The organism is Martelella alba (genome assembly GCF_006516955.1).
In the GTDB taxonomy this organism is placed as follows: Bacteria; Pseudomonadota; Alphaproteobacteria; order Rhizobiales; family Rhizobiaceae; genus Martelella; species Martelella alba.
Genome location: NZ_VHLG01000007.1, coordinates 96,476 through 113,993, shown reverse-complemented (window position 1 = coordinate 113,993; position 17,518 = coordinate 96,476). Strand labels below are relative to the sequence as shown.

Annotated in this window: 15 protein-coding genes; 9 read left to right on the top strand and 6 right to left on the bottom strand. The window is 58.8% G+C overall.

The annotated features are described in order from the left end of the window. Positions 1 to 4: 4 nt before the first annotated feature. The 4 genes from FJU08_RS12165 to FJU08_RS12150 are packed head-to-tail and all read right to left on the bottom strand — an operon-like array spanning position 5 to position 4,163. Positions 5 to 1,057: an alanine racemase gene (locus FJU08_RS12165; RefSeq protein ID WP_141149285.1), complete on the bottom strand. Its 1,053-nt coding sequence runs from the start codon at positions 1,055 to 1,057 to the stop codon at positions 5 to 7. Positions 1,058 to 1,070: 13 nt separating this feature from the next. After that, entirely contained in the window at positions 1,071 to 2,141 is a 1,071-nt protein-coding gene (locus FJU08_RS12160; protein WP_141149284.1) for an ABC transporter ATP-binding protein, read from the bottom strand. Further along, positions 2,141 to 2,935, bottom strand: a complete 795-nt coding sequence (locus FJU08_RS12155; RefSeq protein WP_141149283.1) for an SDR family oxidoreductase — start codon at positions 2,933 to 2,935, stop codon at positions 2,141 to 2,143. The genes FJU08_RS12160 and FJU08_RS12155 overlap by 1 nt, the downstream gene beginning before the upstream one ends. A 31-nt stretch (positions 2,936 to 2,966) precedes the next feature. Then, a complete protein-coding gene (locus FJU08_RS12150; protein WP_141149282.1) occupies positions 2,967 to 4,163 on the bottom strand; it encodes a hypothetical protein in 1,197 nt (398 codons plus the stop codon). A 176-nt stretch (positions 4,164 to 4,339) separates the two neighbouring features. Between FJU08_RS12150 and FJU08_RS12145 the strand changes: the two genes are divergently transcribed. The 6 genes from FJU08_RS12145 to FJU08_RS12120 all read left to right on the top strand — a co-directional run bounded on the left by FJU08_RS12145 (position 4,340) and on the right by FJU08_RS12120 (position 9,848). Then, a complete protein-coding gene (locus tag FJU08_RS12145) occupies positions 4,340 to 5,596 on the top strand; it encodes an ABC transporter substrate-binding protein (protein ID WP_407943705.1) in 1,257 nt (418 codons plus the stop codon). Between the two features lie 43 nt (positions 5,597 to 5,639). Continuing rightward, positions 5,640 to 6,554 (top strand): carbohydrate ABC transporter permease, encoded by a 915-nt coding sequence (locus FJU08_RS12140; protein WP_141149379.1) that lies wholly within the window; start codon positions 5,640 to 5,642, stop codon positions 6,552 to 6,554. Then, positions 6,547 to 7,377: a carbohydrate ABC transporter permease gene (locus FJU08_RS12135; protein ID WP_141149281.1), complete on the top strand. Its 831-nt coding sequence runs from the start codon at positions 6,547 to 6,549 to the stop codon at positions 7,375 to 7,377. Before FJU08_RS12140 ends, FJU08_RS12135 begins: the two co-directional genes overlap by 8 nt. A gap of 32 nt (positions 7,378 to 7,409) precedes the next feature. Next, a complete protein-coding gene (locus tag FJU08_RS12130; protein WP_141149280.1) occupies positions 7,410 to 7,796 on the top strand; it encodes a RidA family protein in 387 nt (128 codons plus the stop codon). Positions 7,797 to 7,878: 82 nt separating this feature from the next. Beyond that, positions 7,879 to 9,084: an amidohydrolase/deacetylase family metallohydrolase gene (locus FJU08_RS12125; RefSeq protein ID WP_141149279.1), complete on the top strand. Its 1,206-nt coding sequence runs from the start codon at positions 7,879 to 7,881 to the stop codon at positions 9,082 to 9,084. An 8-nt stretch (positions 9,085 to 9,092) separates the two neighbouring features. Then, on the top strand, positions 9,093 to 9,848 hold the full coding sequence (locus tag FJU08_RS12120; RefSeq protein ID WP_141149278.1) for a copper homeostasis protein CutC: 756 nt from the start codon (positions 9,093 to 9,095) through the stop codon (positions 9,846 to 9,848). Between the two features lie 8 nt (positions 9,849 to 9,856). Here FJU08_RS12120 and FJU08_RS12115 read toward each other — a convergent pair whose 3' ends face one another. Then, complete coding sequence (locus FJU08_RS12115) at positions 9,857 to 10,750, bottom strand: AraC family transcriptional regulator (protein WP_141149277.1); 894 nt, start codon at positions 10,748 to 10,750, stop codon at positions 9,857 to 9,859. 100 nt (positions 10,751 to 10,850) lie between these two features. On the opposite strand from FJU08_RS12115, the gene FJU08_RS12110 reads away from it, so the two are divergent. Then, entirely contained in the window at positions 10,851 to 11,588 is a 738-nt protein-coding gene (locus FJU08_RS12110) for an SDR family oxidoreductase (protein ID WP_141149276.1), read from the top strand. Between the two features lie 196 nt (positions 11,589 to 11,784). Continuing rightward, positions 11,785 to 13,458 carry an alpha-glucosidase gene (locus tag FJU08_RS12105; protein ID WP_181409830.1) on the top strand — a complete coding sequence of 558 codons (1,674 nt, stop codon included), beginning with the start codon at positions 11,785 to 11,787 and terminating at the stop codon, positions 13,456 to 13,458. 73 nt (positions 13,459 to 13,531) lie between these two features. Here the strand turns inward: FJU08_RS12105 and secA are convergent, their stop codons facing one another. Further along, positions 13,532 to 16,342, bottom strand: a complete 2,811-nt coding sequence (gene secA / locus FJU08_RS12100; protein WP_141149274.1) for a preprotein translocase subunit SecA — start codon at positions 16,340 to 16,342, stop codon at positions 13,532 to 13,534. Between the two features lie 243 nt (positions 16,343 to 16,585). On the opposite strand from secA, the gene FJU08_RS12095 reads away from it, so the two are divergent. Further along, the gene (locus FJU08_RS12095; protein ID WP_141149273.1) at positions 16,586 to 17,518 is read left to right on the top strand and encodes a peptidylprolyl isomerase; all 933 of its coding nucleotides are present in this window, start codon (positions 16,586 to 16,588) and stop codon (positions 17,516 to 17,518) included.

The window sequence follows — 17,518 nt, the reverse complement described above, 5'->3', positions numbered from 1 at the left end:
AAACCTACCGGGTCAGACCACGTGCATCGACTCGCCACGTGAGACATTCATCGCCCGCCTTGACGAAGATGGTATCGTGGAGATTGGAAACCGGACAGACGTGATTTGGCACAACATGCAAGATCTCACCGATTTCCGGCTTTTTCTGACAGGCGGAAAGGTCGACCATGCCATGTTCCTCCGTCAGCCGGACGATAACCGCATCGGGATATTCACGAATCAGGCCATGTCCCGGACCGCCTTTGCCCGAAGGATCGCTGGTGAGAGACTTCGTGCCGGCATCAATGATCGCACGATCGGGCTCGGGCCGTGAGACGACGGTGACGATGACATCAAAGGCGCAATCTTCCAGCGTCGCATGACCGGCCCCCATCATCATCCGGTCGTTGTAGATATAGGTGCCGACGCGCAGCTCATCGATGACGCCGAGTTCGTGAATATGCAGCGACGCAGGCGTACCACCGCCCGACACCATCGGGATTGGCAGACCGGCGGCCTCAAAGACGGGGCGCGCCGCCTTGACGAAGGTGGCAGACGCCTCATTGGCCGGATAGGTCATCAGCCCGGAAAAATGCAGCCCCGGCTCTGCGTCAACCCTTTGCGCCAGCCGCAGCGCTTCAGCGACCGACATGACGCCGGTGCGCCCCATGCCGCTGTCGAATTCGACCAGAACAGCAATCTTGGCAGCGGCCATCCGGGCAGCGGATGCGACGGTTTCAAAGGCAACATCATTGTCGATCGCCACCGTCATCTTCACCCGCTTGGCAAGCGCGGCAAGCCGCTTTGCCTTGATCGGGCCGATGATCGGATAGGAGATCAGAATGTCATCAATCCCGGCATCGGCCATCACCTCGGCCTCGCCGAGTTTCTGGCAGGTGATACCGCAGGCGCCGAGCGCCATCTGGCGTCTGGCCAGTTCGGCAATCTTGTGGGTCTTGATGTGGGGACGCAATTTGATGCCATGGGCATCACAATAATCCTGCATCCGCTTCAGATTGGCTTCAACGATTGCCAGATCGACGAGCGGCGCCGGGGTATCGATGTCTTCAATATGCACTGCGATCACCCTTTCAGATGCGCTTTCCCGTCTGGGGATTGAACAGATGCTCCATGCCGAGCTGCGGGCGGACCGAAAGGACCGCATCGCTGTCGACAACGAGGCGATGGCGGAACAGCGCCACCACGCTCTGCCCGCCGATCTTGCCGTAGACATAGGTATCGGCGCCGGTCTGCTCGACCAGATCGACCGCGAGCGGCAGGCCCTCGCCGTCGGGAGCGAGTTCGAAATGTTCAGGCCGGATACCGAGCGTCAGCGTGTCACCCGGCTGCAGCCCCGTGGCGCCGGGTAGTGCAATGGAAATGCTGTCGCCGATCAGCGCGCGCGTCTGACCATCAGACGAGGCAATATTGGCATCCAGCAGATTCATCGCCGGTGAACCTATGAATTTCGCCACGAACAGCGTTTTCGGCGTGTCGTAAAGTTCCAGTGGCGTGCCGATCTGCTCGATATGGCCGGCATTCATCACCACGATCCGGTCGGCAAGCGTCATCGCCTCGATCTGGTCATGGGTGACATAGATGGAGGTGCGACCAACCTTCTTGTGCAGCGCCTTGATTTCAGTGCGCATCTGTACTCGCAGCTGCGCATCGAGATTGGACAACGGCTCATCAAAGAGAAAAAGGCTCGGCTCGCGCACAATGGCACGGCCCATGGCGACGCGCTGGCGCTGGCCACCGGAAAGCTGGCGCGGATAGCGCTCCAGATAGGGCGTCAGGTTGAGAATTTCGGCGGCATGGGCGATCTTGACGTCGATCTCGCCTGCCTTTTCGCCTCTGAGCTTCGGGCCATAGGCGATATTGTCACGCACCGTCATATGCGGAAACAGCGCGTAGGACTGGAACACCATGGCGATATTGCGCCGCTGCGGCGTCACATGGTTGGAGCGATGCCCGCCAATGATCAGATCACCATAGGTCACCTCTTCCAGACCGGCAATCATGCGCAGCAGCGTTGACTTGCCGCAGCCGGACGGACCGACCAGAACGACGAATTCGCCATCCGGGATCATCAGGTCGATATCGTGCAGGACCTGATGATCGCCGTAATGCTTGTTGATCTGCGAAAGAACCAGATCCGCCATCAGATATCCTCCAGCGTCAGCTCGCGTGACATTGCCAGATTGCCAGCCATCAACCCGCCATCAACCGGAAGGGTAACGCCCGAAATGAAGCCGGCATCATCAGAGGCAAGGAAGGTGATTGCCTTGGCAATATCGACCGGCATGGCGACGCGCTTCAGCGGATACCATTTCTTCAACCCGTCCATCACGTCAGGCTTGCGGGCAATGCGATGATCCCAGGCCGGTGTCTGCACTGTGCCGGGGCAAACGATATTGGCGCGGATATTGTGCTCGCCATATTCCGTCGCCATAGTGCGCGTCAGGCTGACAAGCCCGGCCTTGGCAGCGCTATAGGCGGGCTGACCGAAGGTGGCGAGGCCATTGACCGAGCCAACCACAACGATCGCGCCATGTTTTTTAGCCTTCATGCCATCAATGGCAACGCGGATGGTGTTGTATTGCCCGGCCAAATTGTCGGCAACATCCTGACGGAAGCGTTCCGGCGAGGTCTTGTCCATGGTGGTTGTCGCACCGCCGGTATTGGCATTGGCAACAACGATATCGATCGGTCCGAGTTCGGCAACGGCGGCATCGACCGCGGCCTGCAGCGCGTCAAGGTCGATGATGCTGGCAGCAGCGCCGGCAACCGGATAGCCTTCCGCCTTATAGCCAGCAACAGCCGCATCCACGGCTTCGGCCTTGATATCGCTAATGATGACCTTGGCGCCTTCGGCGAGGAAATCCTTGACCACCGCCGTTCCGATGCCACCAACGCCACCGGTCACCAGCGCCACGCGCCCTTCAAGTCTCTTCATGTCAGTTCCCCGTTCTTATTTTATACGGTTTTCATTTGAGGCCATGCATGGCGCGGCCGACCCATTCGAGCCCGCTCGCGCGCACATGACCGTAATTGTAGAAGCCGAAGCCGGAAACCCCGGCATTTTCAAGCGCCGCCACCGTCGCGGCAAAACCGCCCTCGCTGGCGTAATCTGGAACGCCCGGTCGCAGAACGGCGCGGATAGACACATCGTCTCCAGTGCGCGCCCGGATCTCGGAAAGCTCCGTCAGCGCCGTTTCAGCTGGCGGCGTGTAAAAACACACTTCCAGCCCATCGGCGACCTTTGACAGTGCCGCAAGGTCAGACCCTTCCAGATAGCAAAGACCGACCGGCTGATTGACCGAGGGAATGATGTGGATGCTCGCATCCTTGCGCACGGCTTCACGAATTTCGCCGACCAGGCTCGTTACCGCCTCGCAGCGCATGCGGTGATAGGCAGCAAGATCGGCATCCAGCACAAGATCCGCTTCAACCCAGGCGCGGTTGGTGGCAGGATGCGGCTCGTAAGCCGCGTCCATGGCCCCTGCCACATGCTTTTTCACCCGGCCGCGCAGCCCGGCAACGTCAATGCCTGCAAATTTTGCACGGTTTTCGCAATGTTCGCAAAAACAAAGACCAAGCAGCATTTCCGTTCCCGGCATGGAGCCAAGCAGTGCAAATTCATGATGATAGCCGTGACGGAAGGGCAGAAAGCCAGGCGTCTCCAGCGTCAGTCCTTCAACATCATGGGAATTGGCAACATCGCAGCACAGATTACGCGCATAGGCCCGAACGGCAGGATTGGAAGGGCAAAGTGAGTAGACATAGCGATCGCCGAAAGCATTTTCGACCACGCAATCTGGATGCTTTGCGCCAAGGAAACTATTGTGCAGCAGCACGGTCCAGGCGCTGACGGCAACGTCGCTACGGGCACAGAGCCGCTCGAAAAGGTCATTCCCGGCAGCAAAACCACTGGTTTCCGGCTTGATCGCCTCATAACGCGAAGCATCAGAGCGGAAATGCGTTCGCCCATCCTCGGGAAAGAAGATCTTGCCGTGGACGCCTTTGGGTCTGGTAAACTTTCCGGCGTGATAGGCTGCCGCATAAGTGATCGTATTCAGGCCAAGCCGATGCGCTTCATCGACAAAACGGTCATCATCCATCTCCGCAATGTCCCAGCCATAGGCAAAAAGACCGCGGTATTTGTCATCTGCTGTTCCATTCATCGTGGCTTCTTGCCCTCTTTCTGTCCGGCGAATGCTGGCACGGTAACGCAAATTGCGCAATATTTGTTTTTTGCATAATTTTGCATTTCCTGCATTGACGGCAAGGAAATCTTCAGCCTAGGCTAAAGTCGTAGGGGAACGCCGGCACAAGACCGGCTCCAATCTGGAGAAAAATCATGCATCAGCTTTCCACGCGCAAGCTCAAGGGCGCAATGCGCCTCGCACTTGCCGCTTCCACATTCGCCATCCTTGCCGCAGGCGCCGCCGAGGCAGGCACCGTGCGGGTGACGATCCCGGAATATTCATCCAACACCATGCCGTATTTCCAGCAGGCCGCTGACGCCTTCATGGCGGCAAATCCCGACACCAAGATCGAACTTGAAATGGTGCCGTGGGCCTCGCTGCAGCAGAAGCTCGTCACCGATATTTCGGGTGGCGTCAACGCCGACCTCGCCGTCATTGGCACCCGCTGGATCCTCGATTACGCCGATCAGGGCGTTGTCGAACCGCTCGACAGCTATATGGACGATGCGTTCAAGGATCGCTTCTTCCAGACCTTCCTGACGCCTTCAGTCGTCGACGGCACCACCTATGGCCTGCCGATCGCCGCTTCGGCCCGCGCCATGTTCTACAACAAGGACCTGCTGAAGGAAGCCGGTTTTGATGCCCCGCCGGCCACCTGGGACGACATGCTGACCGTATCGCGCGCCATCAAGGATCTCGGCAAGGACGGCACTCACGCCTATGGCATTCAGGGCAAGAGCACCGAGACGGACGTCTACTGGTACTACCCGATGTGGAGCTATGGCGGCACGATCCTCAATGCCGATGGCAAGTCGGCCGTCAATTCGGATGCCGGCAAGAAGGCCATGGACATCTACACGACGATGATCAAGGAAGGCCTGACAGAGCCGGGCGTAACCGACTATCAGCGCGCTGACATCGAGAACCTGTTCAAGCAGGGCAAGCTTGGCATGGTCATCACCGGCCCGTTCCTGTCCAAGCAGATCAAAGAACAGGCGCCTGACCTGAACTACGGCCTCGCCGCCGTTCCGAAGGGCACCACCTCCGCGACCTACGGTGTGACTGACTCGATCGTGATGTTCCAGAATTCCAAGGTCAAGGATGAGGCTTGGGCCTTCCTCGACTTCCTCTTCACCACGGATCAGCGCGTCAAGTTCGATCAGGCCGAAGGCTTCCTGCCAGTCAACAAGGAAGAAGCAGCCAACCCGATGTTTGCTGACAATGCAGACCTGAAGGTGTTCACCGACCTTCTGGCAGGCGCGCATTTCGCTCCGCTGGTCGCCGGCTGGGAAGAAATCGCCGACGCCACGATCACCGATCTACAGTCGACCTATCTCGGTCAGATGGAGCCCGATGCGGCGCTTTCCGACATTGAGACCAAGGTCAACGACGTTATTTCGCAGAACTGAGGACAAGGCCGCAATGCCCGCTCATTCCGTATCCGACCCGGAGATGGCGCGTGACGGGGGCATTGCGGCCCCCACTCCCCTCTCACTCTGGTCAAAAAAGCTGGTGCCGCTTCTGTTTATCGGCCCCGGCCTCATTCTCTCTGCCTTCATCATCATCTATCCGGTCTATGCGCTGATCCAGACCTCACTGCGCAAGGTCACGCGCTTTGGCCAGGTGAAGGGTTTGAATGATTTTGCCAATTTTCACGCAGTCTTCTCCGATCCGCTGTTTCAGCAGGCTGCCATCCGCTCGGTCTGGTGGACGCTGCTGGTGGTCGGCGGCACGCTGATCTGCTCGGTCGGCCTGGCGCTGATCCTCAATGACAAGTTCCACGGCCGCGGCTTTGCCCGGGTGATCGTCATGCTGCCCTGGTCGGTATCCCTGTCGCTGCTGACGGTTGTCTGGCGCTGGGCGCTGAACGGTGAGACCGGCTATCTCAACCATCTTCTGGAACAGCTTGGTATCCTGCGCGATCCGGTGGTTTGGCTTTCAAGCGGGACGACAGCCTTCACCGTGATGGTCCTGATCGGTATCATCGTTTCCATCCCCTTCACGGTAACGATCTTCCTCGGCGGACTGTCATCGCTGCCCTCGGATCTCTACGAGGCGGCGAGGATGGAAGGGGCATCGAACTGGCATTGTTTCAAGACCATCACCTTGCCGATGATGAAGCCCTATCTCAACATCGCCATCGTCCTGAACGTGATCTACGTCTTCAATTCCTTCCCGATCATCTGGATCCTGACGGAAGGCGGCCCAGCCAATTCAACCGATATTCTGGTGACCTATCTTTACAAGATCGCCTTCAAATATGGAAAGCTCGGCGAAGCGTCTGTCGTATCGCTCTTGATGTTCGTCTTTCTGACCATCTTTGCCATCATCTATCTGCGCCTCGTTCGGGAGGAAAAAAATGGCTGATGCCCGTCGCTCCCTGATCTACTGGATCATTCTGTCTCCGCTGGTCGTCATCAACCTGTTCCCCTTTGCGGTGATGATTTCGACGTCACTGACACCGGGCGACGAGGTCCTGTCCGGCGATCCGCGCTGGATCCCGAGCCATTTTGCTTGGGTCAACTTCAAGGACATGTGGCAGACCGTCGGTTTCGGCGAGGCGCTTACCAATTCGCTCGTTGTCGGCGTACTGACGACGGTTCTGACCATCCTCGTCTCGGTGCCTGCCGCCTATGCCATGGTGCGGCTTACCTTCAAGGGCAAGTCCACCTTCCAGACCTTCCTTCTGGTGACGCAGATGTTTTCGCCGGTGGTGCTGGTGATCGGCCTGTTCCGGCTCGTGGTCGGCATTGGCGCGCTCGATTCGCTGATCGCCCTTTCGGTACTCTATTGCTGCTTCCACATCGCCTTCGCCGTCTGGATGCTGCGTTCCTATTTCGCCTCCATTCCCGTCGAGCTGGAACATGCCGCCTGGCTTGAAGGCGCCTCGCCCTTCCATGCGATCCGCACCGTGTTCGTTCCCATGGCCGCCCCCGCTGTGGCGGTAACGGCGCTTTTCACCTTCATCGGTGCCTGGAACGAATATGCGCTGGCACTCGCCATCTTGCGCTCGTCCGAACATTACACCCTGCCGCTGAAGATCGCCGCCCTGTCGTCCGGCCGCTACCAGATCGAATGGCACCATGTGATGGCCGCGACCTTTGTCGCCACCATTCCCGTCGCCATCCTGTTCATGTGGCTGCAGCGGCACATGATCACCGGGCTCTCCGGCGGCGCGGTAAAGGGATGATCCTTTTCATTTCAAGACTGTGAGTTAAGACAATGTCCGAACTGAAACACTTCCACGCCCCCGAAACCTCGCCCAGCGCGGCACCGCTGAGCCCCGCCGTTCGCGCCGGTGACTTCGTCTATGTCTCCGGCCAGGTGCCGGTCTGCGCGGATGGCTCGATCGCCCCGCACGATATCGAAGCCCAGACGACCCAGGTGATGAAGAACATCGAAAAGGCGCTGAAGCTTGCTGGCTGCGAGATGAAGGATGTCTGCAAGACGACTGCCTGGCTTCAGGATGCCCGCGATTTCGGCCGCTTCAACAAGGCCTATGCTGCCTTCTTCGAGCCCGGAAAATTCCCGGCCCGCACCACCAGCGAGGCACGTCTGATGATCAACATTCTCGTCGAGATCGAGGCGATCGCCTACAAGCCGCTCTGAGCGGCCGGGCTTCCTCGAACCAAAGAAACGACACAGATCTGCCACCGCCTCTGCGTGGCAGAGCTCTAACGGAGTCACTTCAATGACCACCAAAACTGCGTCCGCACCCTATGATCTGATCCTCAAGGGCGGTCGTGTGCTCGATGAACGAAACGGCATGGATGGCATTTTCGACGTCGCGGTCACGCATGGAAAGATTGCTGCGGTCGCGGCCGATATCAGCACCGAGGGCGCAAAGCGGGTTGAGGATGTGACGGGCAAGCTGGTTGTGCCGGGCCTGATCGACCTGCATACCCATGTCTATCACAAGGCGACCTCGCTCAGCGTCGATCCCAACATGATTGCCCGCCGCTCGGCCATGACCACGCTCGTCGATGCTGGCAGTGCGGGTGCCGGAAACTATGACGGTTTCCGGGACTATGTCATGGCCAATTCGCCCTATCGCATTCTCGCCTTCCTCAACATTTCGTTTCCCGGCATCTTCGGCTTCGACAAGGGGCTGTTCATCGGTGAAGCCACCTTGCGCGAAATGCTGCCGGTTGATCGCTGCGTTGCCAAGATCGAGGAAAACCGCGACAAGATCATCGGCGTCAAGGTCCGTATCGGCGGTCCTGCGACCGGCGAACTGGCGCTCGGTGCGCTCGAACTGGCGCTGGAAGCGGCCGACAAGGTCGGCCTGCCGCTGATGACCCATATTGGCGGCCCGCCGCCATCCTATGCCGACGTCGTCTCGATGCTGCGCCCCGGCGATATTCTCACCCATTGCTATCGTCCCTCGCCCAATTCGGCGCTGACCGAGGATGGCGAGATCCTGCCCGAGATCATCGCGGCGCGCAAACGCGGCGTGCTGTTCGATATCGCCCATGGCATGGGTGCCTTTTCCTATGAGACCGCCGAACCGGCAATCCGTCAGGATTTCCTGCCCGATATCATATCCTCCGACGTCCATGTCGTTGCCGTCGAAGGACCCGGCTACGACCTCCTGCATGTGATGAGCAAGCTCTATAATTGCGGGCTGTCACTCCCCGACGTCATCGGCATGTCGACCAGCCGCCCGGCGCTTTCGATCCGCCGCCCCGATCTCGGCCATATCGGCGTCGGAGCCAATGCCGATATCACCGTACTGGATGACTGCGAGGCCGACTTCATTTTCTCCGATGTGCGCGGAACGGAACGTCCCGGAAAGCGTATGCTGCAGCCCGTCGCCTGCTATCTCGGCGGCAAGGAGATGGAAGTGGGCCGCAGGCCTTTCGAAGAGCGTTTCCTGACACGCTGCGCCTGCTGCTGAGGACGACCATGACAAGACCGATGATCGAGATCTGCGTCGAGGGTCTGGAACAGGCGCTTGCAGCAGAAGAGGCAGGTGCCGAACGCATCGAGCTTTGCGCAGCACTTGCCAGCGAAGGCGGGATCACGCCTTCGATGGGCGAAATCCGGCTGGCGGTCGCGCGCCTTTCCATACCCGTCTTCCCGATCATCCGTCCGCGCGGCGGCGATTTCTGCTACAGCGACGCGGAGTTCGACGTGATCCTGGCTGATATCGCTGCGGCCAAAGAGGCGGGCGCGGCGGGCGTGGTGACCGGTATTCTCACCGAAGACGGCCGCATTGATGTCGATCGCATGAAAAAGGCCGTCGCCGCTGCCCGGCCGATGGGCGTGACCTGCCACCGTGCCTTCGACATGGCCCGCGATCCGCTAGAAGCGCTTGATGACCTGATCGAAGCCGGGGTGGACCGCCTATTGTCCTCCGGTCAGCGCATCACGGCGGAGGCAGGAAAAGACATTCTGAAGACCATGATCGCCCATGCCAATGGCGGGATCATCATCATGGTTTGCGGCGATCCCGATCCGCAATCGCTCTTTGCCGAGGGCAGTCCCGTCACCGGCATTGATTTCCATTTCGGCGCCACTGCCTTTTTCGACAGTCCAATGCGTTACCGCAACCCGCATGTCTCCATGGGCAAAGGCACCGAGGACCGGGAATATCGCCGCGTCAGGCTGGACGGCGAGGCCGTTCGCGCAAAGGCTAAGGAACTCAGGGACCGGTTCTGAGCCTTTTCCTATCTGCGGCTGAACCGCCCCGGCGGCATGCCGACATGACGGCTGAAAGCGGTTGAAAAGGTGCTGGCGGAGCCGTAGCCGATCCGCTCGGCCACCTGATCAAGCGCCAGACGCCCCTCCCGCAGCAGGTCTTTGGCAATGGTCATGCGCCAGGTCAGCAGATACTCCATCGGCCTGACACCGACGACAGCAGCGAAACGGCGGAAAAAGCTTGTGCGCGACATGCCCGCCACCTCCGCCAGAGCGTGTACGGTCCAGGCCCGTTCGACCTCGGCATGGATCTGACGCAGCGCGAGCGCGATGCGCGGATCGGCAAGCCCGCGCAACAGGCCCGGCCGGCTCTTTTCTGCCGGGATCGACCGCAAGGCCTCGACCAGCAGAATTTCGACCAGCCGCTCTAAAATGAGGTCACGGCCGATATCATCGCGGGCGGCCTCCTCCCCGACATATCGTACCAGCTCCGCCAGTCGCGGAACCCCACGGATATGGATCATCACCGGCAGCAGCGAGACAAGCAGACCGGCATCTGGCGAGGCAAAGGAGAAATAGCCGCCGAACTGCCGGAGATCCGGCGGACCATCCTTGCGCCCGTAGCGCACGTCACCAGTTGCCGTTAATGCCATATGCGGATCGCGGTGAACCGGCTGGGCCGGCTCCAGCCCTGCCATGGTAAAGGCCGGCGTTGCTGGCAGCAGCACGAAATCACCGGTTTCGAGAAGAACCGGCACCTCACCATCCACCATCAGCCGGCAGCAGCCTTCCGTGACTGCGCAAAAGCCGGGCGCACCAAATGCCGCATAGCGAACCGCCCAGCGCCCTGCCCCGCTGATCCCTTTAGAGAAGACCGCGCTCGGCCGCAGCAGCCTGACAATTTCCGTGAGCGGATCGGACAATTGGAACCTTTGCAAATAATATTGGCACTATTCATTGATGATCGTTCCAGTGTTATCGCTAAATTCGTTCCCGTCAACACGAGAACGAAAGGAAACCGACATGAAAACCGTCCTCATCACCGGCACCTCATCCGGCTATGGCCACGAAACCGCACTGCATTTTCTGGCTCGGGGCTGGAACGTCATCGCCACCATGCGCAATCCCGATGCCACGCTTTTCCCGGCCTCAGACCGGTTGCGCCTTCTGTCACTCGACGTGACCCGTCCTGACAGTATCACCGGGGCAATTGATGCCGCTGGCGCAATCGACGTGCTCGTCAACAATGCCGGTATCGGTGTCGTCGGCGCGTTTGAAGCGACACCGATGGCGCATATCCGCAAAGTGTTCGAGACCAACACATTCGGCATGATGGCGATGACCCAGGCAATCATCCCGGCAATGCGCAGGCGCGGCTCAGGGATCATCATCAATGTCACCTCCAGCGTCACGCTCGCCCCTATGCCGCTTGCCGCCGCCTATACCGCCAGCAAGCAGGCCATAGAGGGCTTTACCGGCTCGCTGGCGCATGAACTGGCGGGTTTCGGGATCGCCGCCAAGCTGGTGGAGCCCGGCTATGCGCCAACAACCCGCTTCGCCGCCAACACCGATATTCCGGTGATGGATCTGATTCCGGAAGCCTATGCGGGTTTTGCCGGACCGATCTTTGCCGGATATGCCAGCCCGGCGTTAACGACGAAGGAAAGCGATGTCGCAGATGCCATCTGGCAGGCAGCAACCGATGGCTCACCACGCCTGCGTTATCCGGCTGGCGCCGATGCCATGGCACTGGCAGGATAAATGGCGCGGTCTTGTGGCGGTTGGCAAAGCAATGCCGCCGCCATATGCGTCAGGCAAGCATTCCGTTGACCCGCCCCTTCCCTTCAAAAATGAAATATACCTTTCATTTTCATGCGATTGCGTCGCACGCGCGCGCGAACGAAAAAGGCATAAACGAACCAATCGCAGACAAATTCAAAGTCATAGGGAGACTGAGATGATTGAAGCCGAAGGTCAGACGCGCCGCTGGTGGAAAGAGGCCGTTGCATACCAAATCTATCCGCGCTCCTTTGCCGACAGCAATGGCGACGGCATAGGTGACATTCCCGGTATCATCGAAAAGCTTGACCACATCGCCGGTCTCGGTATCGACGTGATCTGGCTTTCCCCGCATTTTGACAGCCCCAATGCCGACAACGGCTATGACATCCGCGACTATCGCAAGGTGATGACCGAATTCGGCACAATGGCCGACTTCGACCGGTTGCTCGCCGCGATCAAGGCGCGCGGCATGCGCCTGATCATCGATCTGGTCGTCAATCATTCGAGTGATGAACACGAATGGTTCGTCGAAAGCCGTTCCTCGCGCGACAATCCCAAGCGCGACTATTACATCTGGCGCGACGGATCAAAGGGCGTGCCGAATAATTTCATCTCCTATTTTGGTGGATCGGCCTGGGAGAAGGATGCCGCAACAGGCGATTATTACCTGCATTACTTTGCGAAGAAGCAGCCGGATCTCAACTGGGACAATGACGCCGTGCGGGCCGAGGTCTATGACCTGATGCGTTTCTGGCTCGACAAGGGTGTCTCCGGTTTCCGCATGGATGTCATTCCCTTCATCTCGAAAAACTTCGATTTCCCGGATATGACACCGGACGAGATGAAGGATTTTGCCCATGTCTATGCCGCTGGCCCGCGCCTGCATGAATATCTGAAAGAGATGAACCGCGAGGTGCTCTCACATTACGATGTCATGACGGTGGGCGAGGCCGCAGGCGTTCACGATGTCGAAACCCCGCTTTTCGTCGATGAAGCGCGCGGCGAACTCAACATGATTTTCAACTTTGCCGTGGTCACGCTTGATCGCGATGGCTGGCGCTGGAAAGAGCGTAAGCTCACCGACATGAAGGCAACCTTTGCCCGGCTCGACCGTGCCGTTGGTGCTACGGGGTGGAACACGGTCTTTCTCGGCAATCACGACCAGCCGCGCGCCGTCAATCATTTTGGTGATCCCTCGCCTGAATATCGCGTACTCTCCGCCAAGGCGATTGCCACCATGATGCTGACCATGCGTGGCACGCCCTTCATCTATCAGGGCGAGGAAATCGGCATGGTGAATTATCCCTTCACCGACCTCGACCAGTTCGACGACATCGAGGTGAAGGGCTTCCGCCAGGATTTTATCGACACTGGCAAGGCAACGCCCGAAGAGCTGCTCGAAAACCTCAACAAGGTCTGCCGCGATCACGCCCGCACGCCAATGCAGTGGGATGACAGCGCCCATGCCGGTTTCACCACGGGTGACAAAACATGGCTGCCAGTCAATCCCTGTTACCCGGATGTAAACGCCGCTGCTGCGCGGGCTGACGACAACTCGATCTACCATCACTATCGCCGGCTGATCACGCTGCGCCACAAGACGCCCGCCCTCATCTATGGCCACTATGCCGATCTCGCACCGGCAGATGAGCGCCTTTATGTCTTCGAACGCAGGCTTGGCGATACCCGGCTCGTGACCGCGATCAACTTCACCACAGAGCCTGCCGAAATCACCATTGACGGGCTCGCTGGCGCAGAAGTGGTAAGCGCCAACACGGAAAACCGGACCATTGGCGGCAACAGGCTGACTTTGGGTCCATGGGAGGCGCTGGTACTGCGCTGCCTCTGACGCAAACGCAAAAGCCGAAACGAAAACACCGCCCCGAAAGGGCGGTGTTTTGCATTTCAGCGAGCGCTTGGCTTCAGACCAGACGGCCGTGGCAGTGCTTGAATTTCTTACCCGAGCCGCAGGGGCATGGATCATTGCGCCCGACATGCTTCCACTCCTCGGGGATCTCCTCCACAAGGCCGGCGGCGACAGCTGCGGCAGCGCCGGGTGCTGGGGCCTGTGCAACCTCGTCCTCTCCAGTATCCGGATTGGTGTGGTGAGCCTGAAGCTCAGAGGGCTGCGGCGGCGCAACCGGGGCCTGCGGCGGCTGCGGCGGGGTCGCCTCACGCACCAGCTGCACGCGGGAGAGCTGCGAAACGGCCACTTCGCGCATATTCCCCAGCAGCGCCTGGAACAGTTCAAAAGCCTCACGCTTATATTCCTGCAGCGGATCACGCTGGGCATAACCGCGAAAGCCGATCACCGAACGCAAATGGTCGAGATTGACGATATGCTCACGCCACAGGTGATCCAGCGCCTGCATGACGACCTGACGCTCGACATATTTCAGCACATCCGGGCCGAACTGGGCAGCCTGCTCAATCTGCGCCTGACGTGACGCATCTGCCGCGGCGGTCACGCGCTCAAGAATCTCCTGCTCGGCGATGCCTTCTTCCTTGGCCCATTCCTCAACCGGCAGATTGAGGTTCAGCAGACGCAGGCAGTCTTCCTTCAGACCGGCAACATCCCACTGTTCCGCATAGGCACGCTCGGGAATGCGATGGGTGACGGCATTTTCGATCACCTCTGAGCGCATATCGGCGACAATGTCGGAAATATCATCCGAATCCATCAGTTCCTTGCGCTGATCGAAGACCACCTTGCGCTGATCATTCAGCACGTCATCATATTTCAGCAGGTTCTTGCGGATATCGAAGTTGCGCGCCTCGACCTTCTTCTGCGCCCGTTCCAGTGCCTTGTTGATCCAGGGATGAACAATGGCCTCACCTTCCTTCAGACCGAGCTTCTGGAGCATGCCCTCCATACGGTCGGAACCGAAGATGCGCATCAGATCATCCTGAAGCGACAGGTAGAATTTCGAACGGCCAGGATCACCCTGACGGCCGGAACGGCCACGCAGCTGGTTGTCGATACGGCGGCTTTCATGGCGCTCGGTGGCAATGACGTAGAGACCGCCACCTTCCAGCGCCAGTTGCTTCAGCCTGGCAACATCTTCCCTGATCGCCTGTTCCTGGGCATCGCGCTCAGGACCTGCCGGGGTCACCTTCCAGGGGGTCTCGATTCGCTCGCCCTTGTCATTTGTGGTGACGTCGAAACCAGGCTCAAGATGGCCAAGCTCGGCCAAGATGCGCATATCGACATTGCCGCCGAGCTGAATATCGGTACCGCGGCCAGCCATATTGGTCGCGATCGTCAGCGCACCGGGCACACCGGCCTGAGCAATGATGAAGGCTTCCTGCTCGTGATAACGGGCGTTCAGCACGTTGAAATCGGTGATGCCGTCGCGCTTCAGCGCCTCGGCGAGATGTTCCGACTTCTCAATCGAAGTCGTACCCACCAGCACCGGCTGGCCCTTGGCCTTGGCGATCTTGATCTCTTCGACAATCGCCAGATATTTCTCGTGGACGGTCATATAGACCTCGTCGTCCTCATCGAGACGGGCGATCGGCAGATTGGTCGGTACTTCGACAACATCGAGATTGTAGATATTGCCGAATTCTTCCGCTTCCGTTGCCGCCGTACCGGTCATGCCGGCCAGCTTGTCATACATGCGGAAATAGTTCTGGAACGTGATCGAGGCCAGAGTCTGGTTTTCCGGCTGGATCTTGACGCGTTCCTTGGCTTCCAGCGCCTGATGCTGGCCTTCCGAATAACGCCGTCCCGGCATCATGCGGCCGGTAAATTCGTCAATGATCACGACTTCGCCGTTGCGAACGATGTAATCCTTGTCACGCGAGAACAGCTTATGGGCCTTCAGCGCGTTATTGAGATGGTGAACGATGGCGACGTTTTCGACGTCATAGAGCGAATCGCCCTTCAAAACGCCCTGTGCCTTCAAAAGCTGCTCAAGCTTTTCCATCCCCTCTTCGGAGAAATTCGCCGAGCGCTGCTTCTCGTCGATCTCGTAATCCGCTTCCGCGAGCGTGGGAATAACGGCGTCCATCGCCACGTAAAGATCCGAACGGTCGTCAAGCGGACCGGAGATGATCAGCGGCGTGCGAGCCTCGTCAACCAGGATCGAGTCGACTTCGTCGACGATCGCATAATTGTGCCCGCGCTGAACCATCTCGTTGCGCTGCATCTTCATATTGTCGCGCAGATAGTCGAAGCCAAGCTCGTTATTGGTGGCATAGGTGATATCGCAGTTATAGGCCTCGCGGCGCTGCTCATCCGACAGTCCGTGATGGATAACGCCGGTTTTCATGCCAAGAAAACTGTAAAGGCGGGCCATGGTCTCGCTGTCGCGACGGGCGAGATAATCATTGACGGTGACGACATGGACGCCCTTGCCGGACAGGGCATTCAGATAGACGGGAAGCGTTGCCACAAGGGTCTTGCCTTCACCGGTCTTCATTTCCGCAATTGCATTTTCATGCAGGATCATTCCGCCGATCAGCTGAACATCGAAGGGGCGAAGCCCCAGGACGCGCTTGGATGCTTCGCGCGCCACGGCGAAGGCTTCAACAAGCAGATCGTCCAGCGACTTGCCATCGGCGAGCTGCTTTTTGAATTCCTCAGTCTTGGCTTTCAGCTGTTCGTCGGAGAGAGCCGAAATTTCTGCTTCTCGAGCGTTGATTGCGGCAACGCGCGGTCGGTAGGAACGGACCCGGCGTTCATTGGCCGATCCGAACAATTTGCGGGCTACGCCTCCGAGTGAGACCATTTCAATCGCTCTTTCTGAAAGTTGTCATATTCGCTGCGTACGTAACGCCATACGTTGTTTTTCCTGGCATGCGGACCTGCTTGCCGCCCCTAGTCACTGGACGCAGGCTAGGCAGACAGATAAGAGGGGGGTTAAGGGATGTCAACGACAAACGCCGTTCCATATTGGCCACATTCTTATGAACACGGTCGGGGGGAAGTGAACGGTGCAATGTTTTTCCACCAGTCAGATAAAGGTGTTTTCATGCAAAAACGATATTTGGTAGCCGCTGCGCTGCTGGCGACGACCGTCGGTTTCGGCCTCCCCACTTTCGCACAGGACGCAGCGCAGCCGGCCACCGACGCCACGCCTGCACCCGCAGCCGATGCTAGCGCTGCCGCCCCCGCCCCTGCTCCTGAAACCGTGATCGCAACCGTCAACGGCCAGGACGTTCACCAGTCCGAGCTTGACGCAGCAATTGCTGAATTCAAGGGCCAGGTCGGCAACATGCCCGCCGAGCAGTTGAAGGCGCTGGCGCTTTCGAGCCTGATCAACATGAAACTGATGGCAAAGGCTGCCGAAGAAGAAGGCCTCGACAAGACTGACGCTTTCAAGGCGCGCATGGCCGAGCTGCGTGACCAGGAACTCTACAACGAGTATTTCCAGGCCCATGTCGACGCGGAAGTGACCGACGCCATGGTCAAGGCCCGCTACGAAAAGGAAATCGCAGCTGCGCCCAAGCAGGAAGAAGTCAAGGCCGCGCACATTCTCGTCCAGAGCGAGGATGAGGCCAAGGACATCATCAAGCAGCTTGATGACGGCGCAGACTTCGCCGAACTAGCCAAGGAACATTCGAAGGATTCCAACGCCTCCGACGGCGGTGATCTCGGCTATTTCTCCAAGGGCCAGATGGTTCCGGAATTCGAAAAGGCTGCCTTCGCGCTGAAGCCGGGACAGTATACCGAAACCCCGGTCAAGACCCAGTTCGGCTACCACATCATCAAGGTTGAGGACATTCGCGACAAGCAGCCCGTGCCTTACGAGCAGGTTGCCCCGCAGGTGCGCCAGATGGTGGTGCGCGATAAGTACATGGAAGCCATGGACGCACTGAAGCAGGGAGATACGGTCGTTATCGAAGATAAGGACTTGCAGAAAGCCTACGACGACGTCAATAAACAGCAGCAGGCACAGCAGTAA

Bases quoted from the DNA above. Each gene is read 5' to 3' on its own strand.
- FJU08_RS12130 (WP_141149280.1), top strand. From the start codon at position 7,410: ATGTCCGAACTGAAACACTTCCACGCCCCCGAAACCTCGCCCAGCGCG.
- FJU08_RS12155 (WP_141149283.1), bottom strand. From the start codon at position 2,935: ATGAAGAGACTTGAAGGGCGCGTGGCGCTGGTGACCGGTGGCGTTGGT.
- FJU08_RS12135 (WP_141149281.1), top strand. From the start codon at position 6,547: ATGGCTGATGCCCGTCGCTCCCTGATCTACTGGATCATTCTGTCTCCG.
- FJU08_RS12160 (WP_141149284.1), bottom strand. From the start codon at position 2,141: ATGGCGGATCTGGTTCTTTCGCAGATCAACAAGCATTACGGCGATCAT.
- FJU08_RS12150 (WP_141149282.1), bottom strand. From the start codon at position 4,163: ATGAATGGAACAGCAGATGACAAATACCGCGGTCTTTTTGCCTATGGC.
- FJU08_RS12120 (WP_141149278.1), top strand. From the start codon at position 9,093: ATGACAAGACCGATGATCGAGATCTGCGTCGAGGGTCTGGAACAGGCG.
- FJU08_RS12110 (WP_141149276.1), top strand. From the start codon at position 10,851: ATGAAAACCGTCCTCATCACCGGCACCTCATCCGGCTATGGCCACGAA.
- FJU08_RS12095 (WP_141149273.1), top strand. From the start codon at position 16,586: ATGCAAAAACGATATTTGGTAGCCGCTGCGCTGCTGGCGACGACCGTC.
- FJU08_RS12145 (WP_407943705.1), top strand. From the start codon at position 4,340: ATGCATCAGCTTTCCACGCGCAAGCTCAAGGGCGCAATGCGCCTCGCA.
- FJU08_RS12125 (WP_141149279.1), top strand. From the start codon at position 7,879: ATGACCACCAAAACTGCGTCCGCACCCTATGATCTGATCCTCAAGGGC.
- FJU08_RS12140 (WP_141149379.1), top strand. From the start codon at position 5,640: ATGGCGCGTGACGGGGGCATTGCGGCCCCCACTCCCCTCTCACTCTGG.
- FJU08_RS12105 (WP_181409830.1), top strand. From the start codon at position 11,785: ATGATTGAAGCCGAAGGTCAGACGCGCCGCTGGTGGAAAGAGGCCGTT.
- secA (WP_141149274.1), bottom strand. From the start codon at position 16,342: ATGGTCTCACTCGGAGGCGTAGCCCGCAAATTGTTCGGATCGGCCAAT.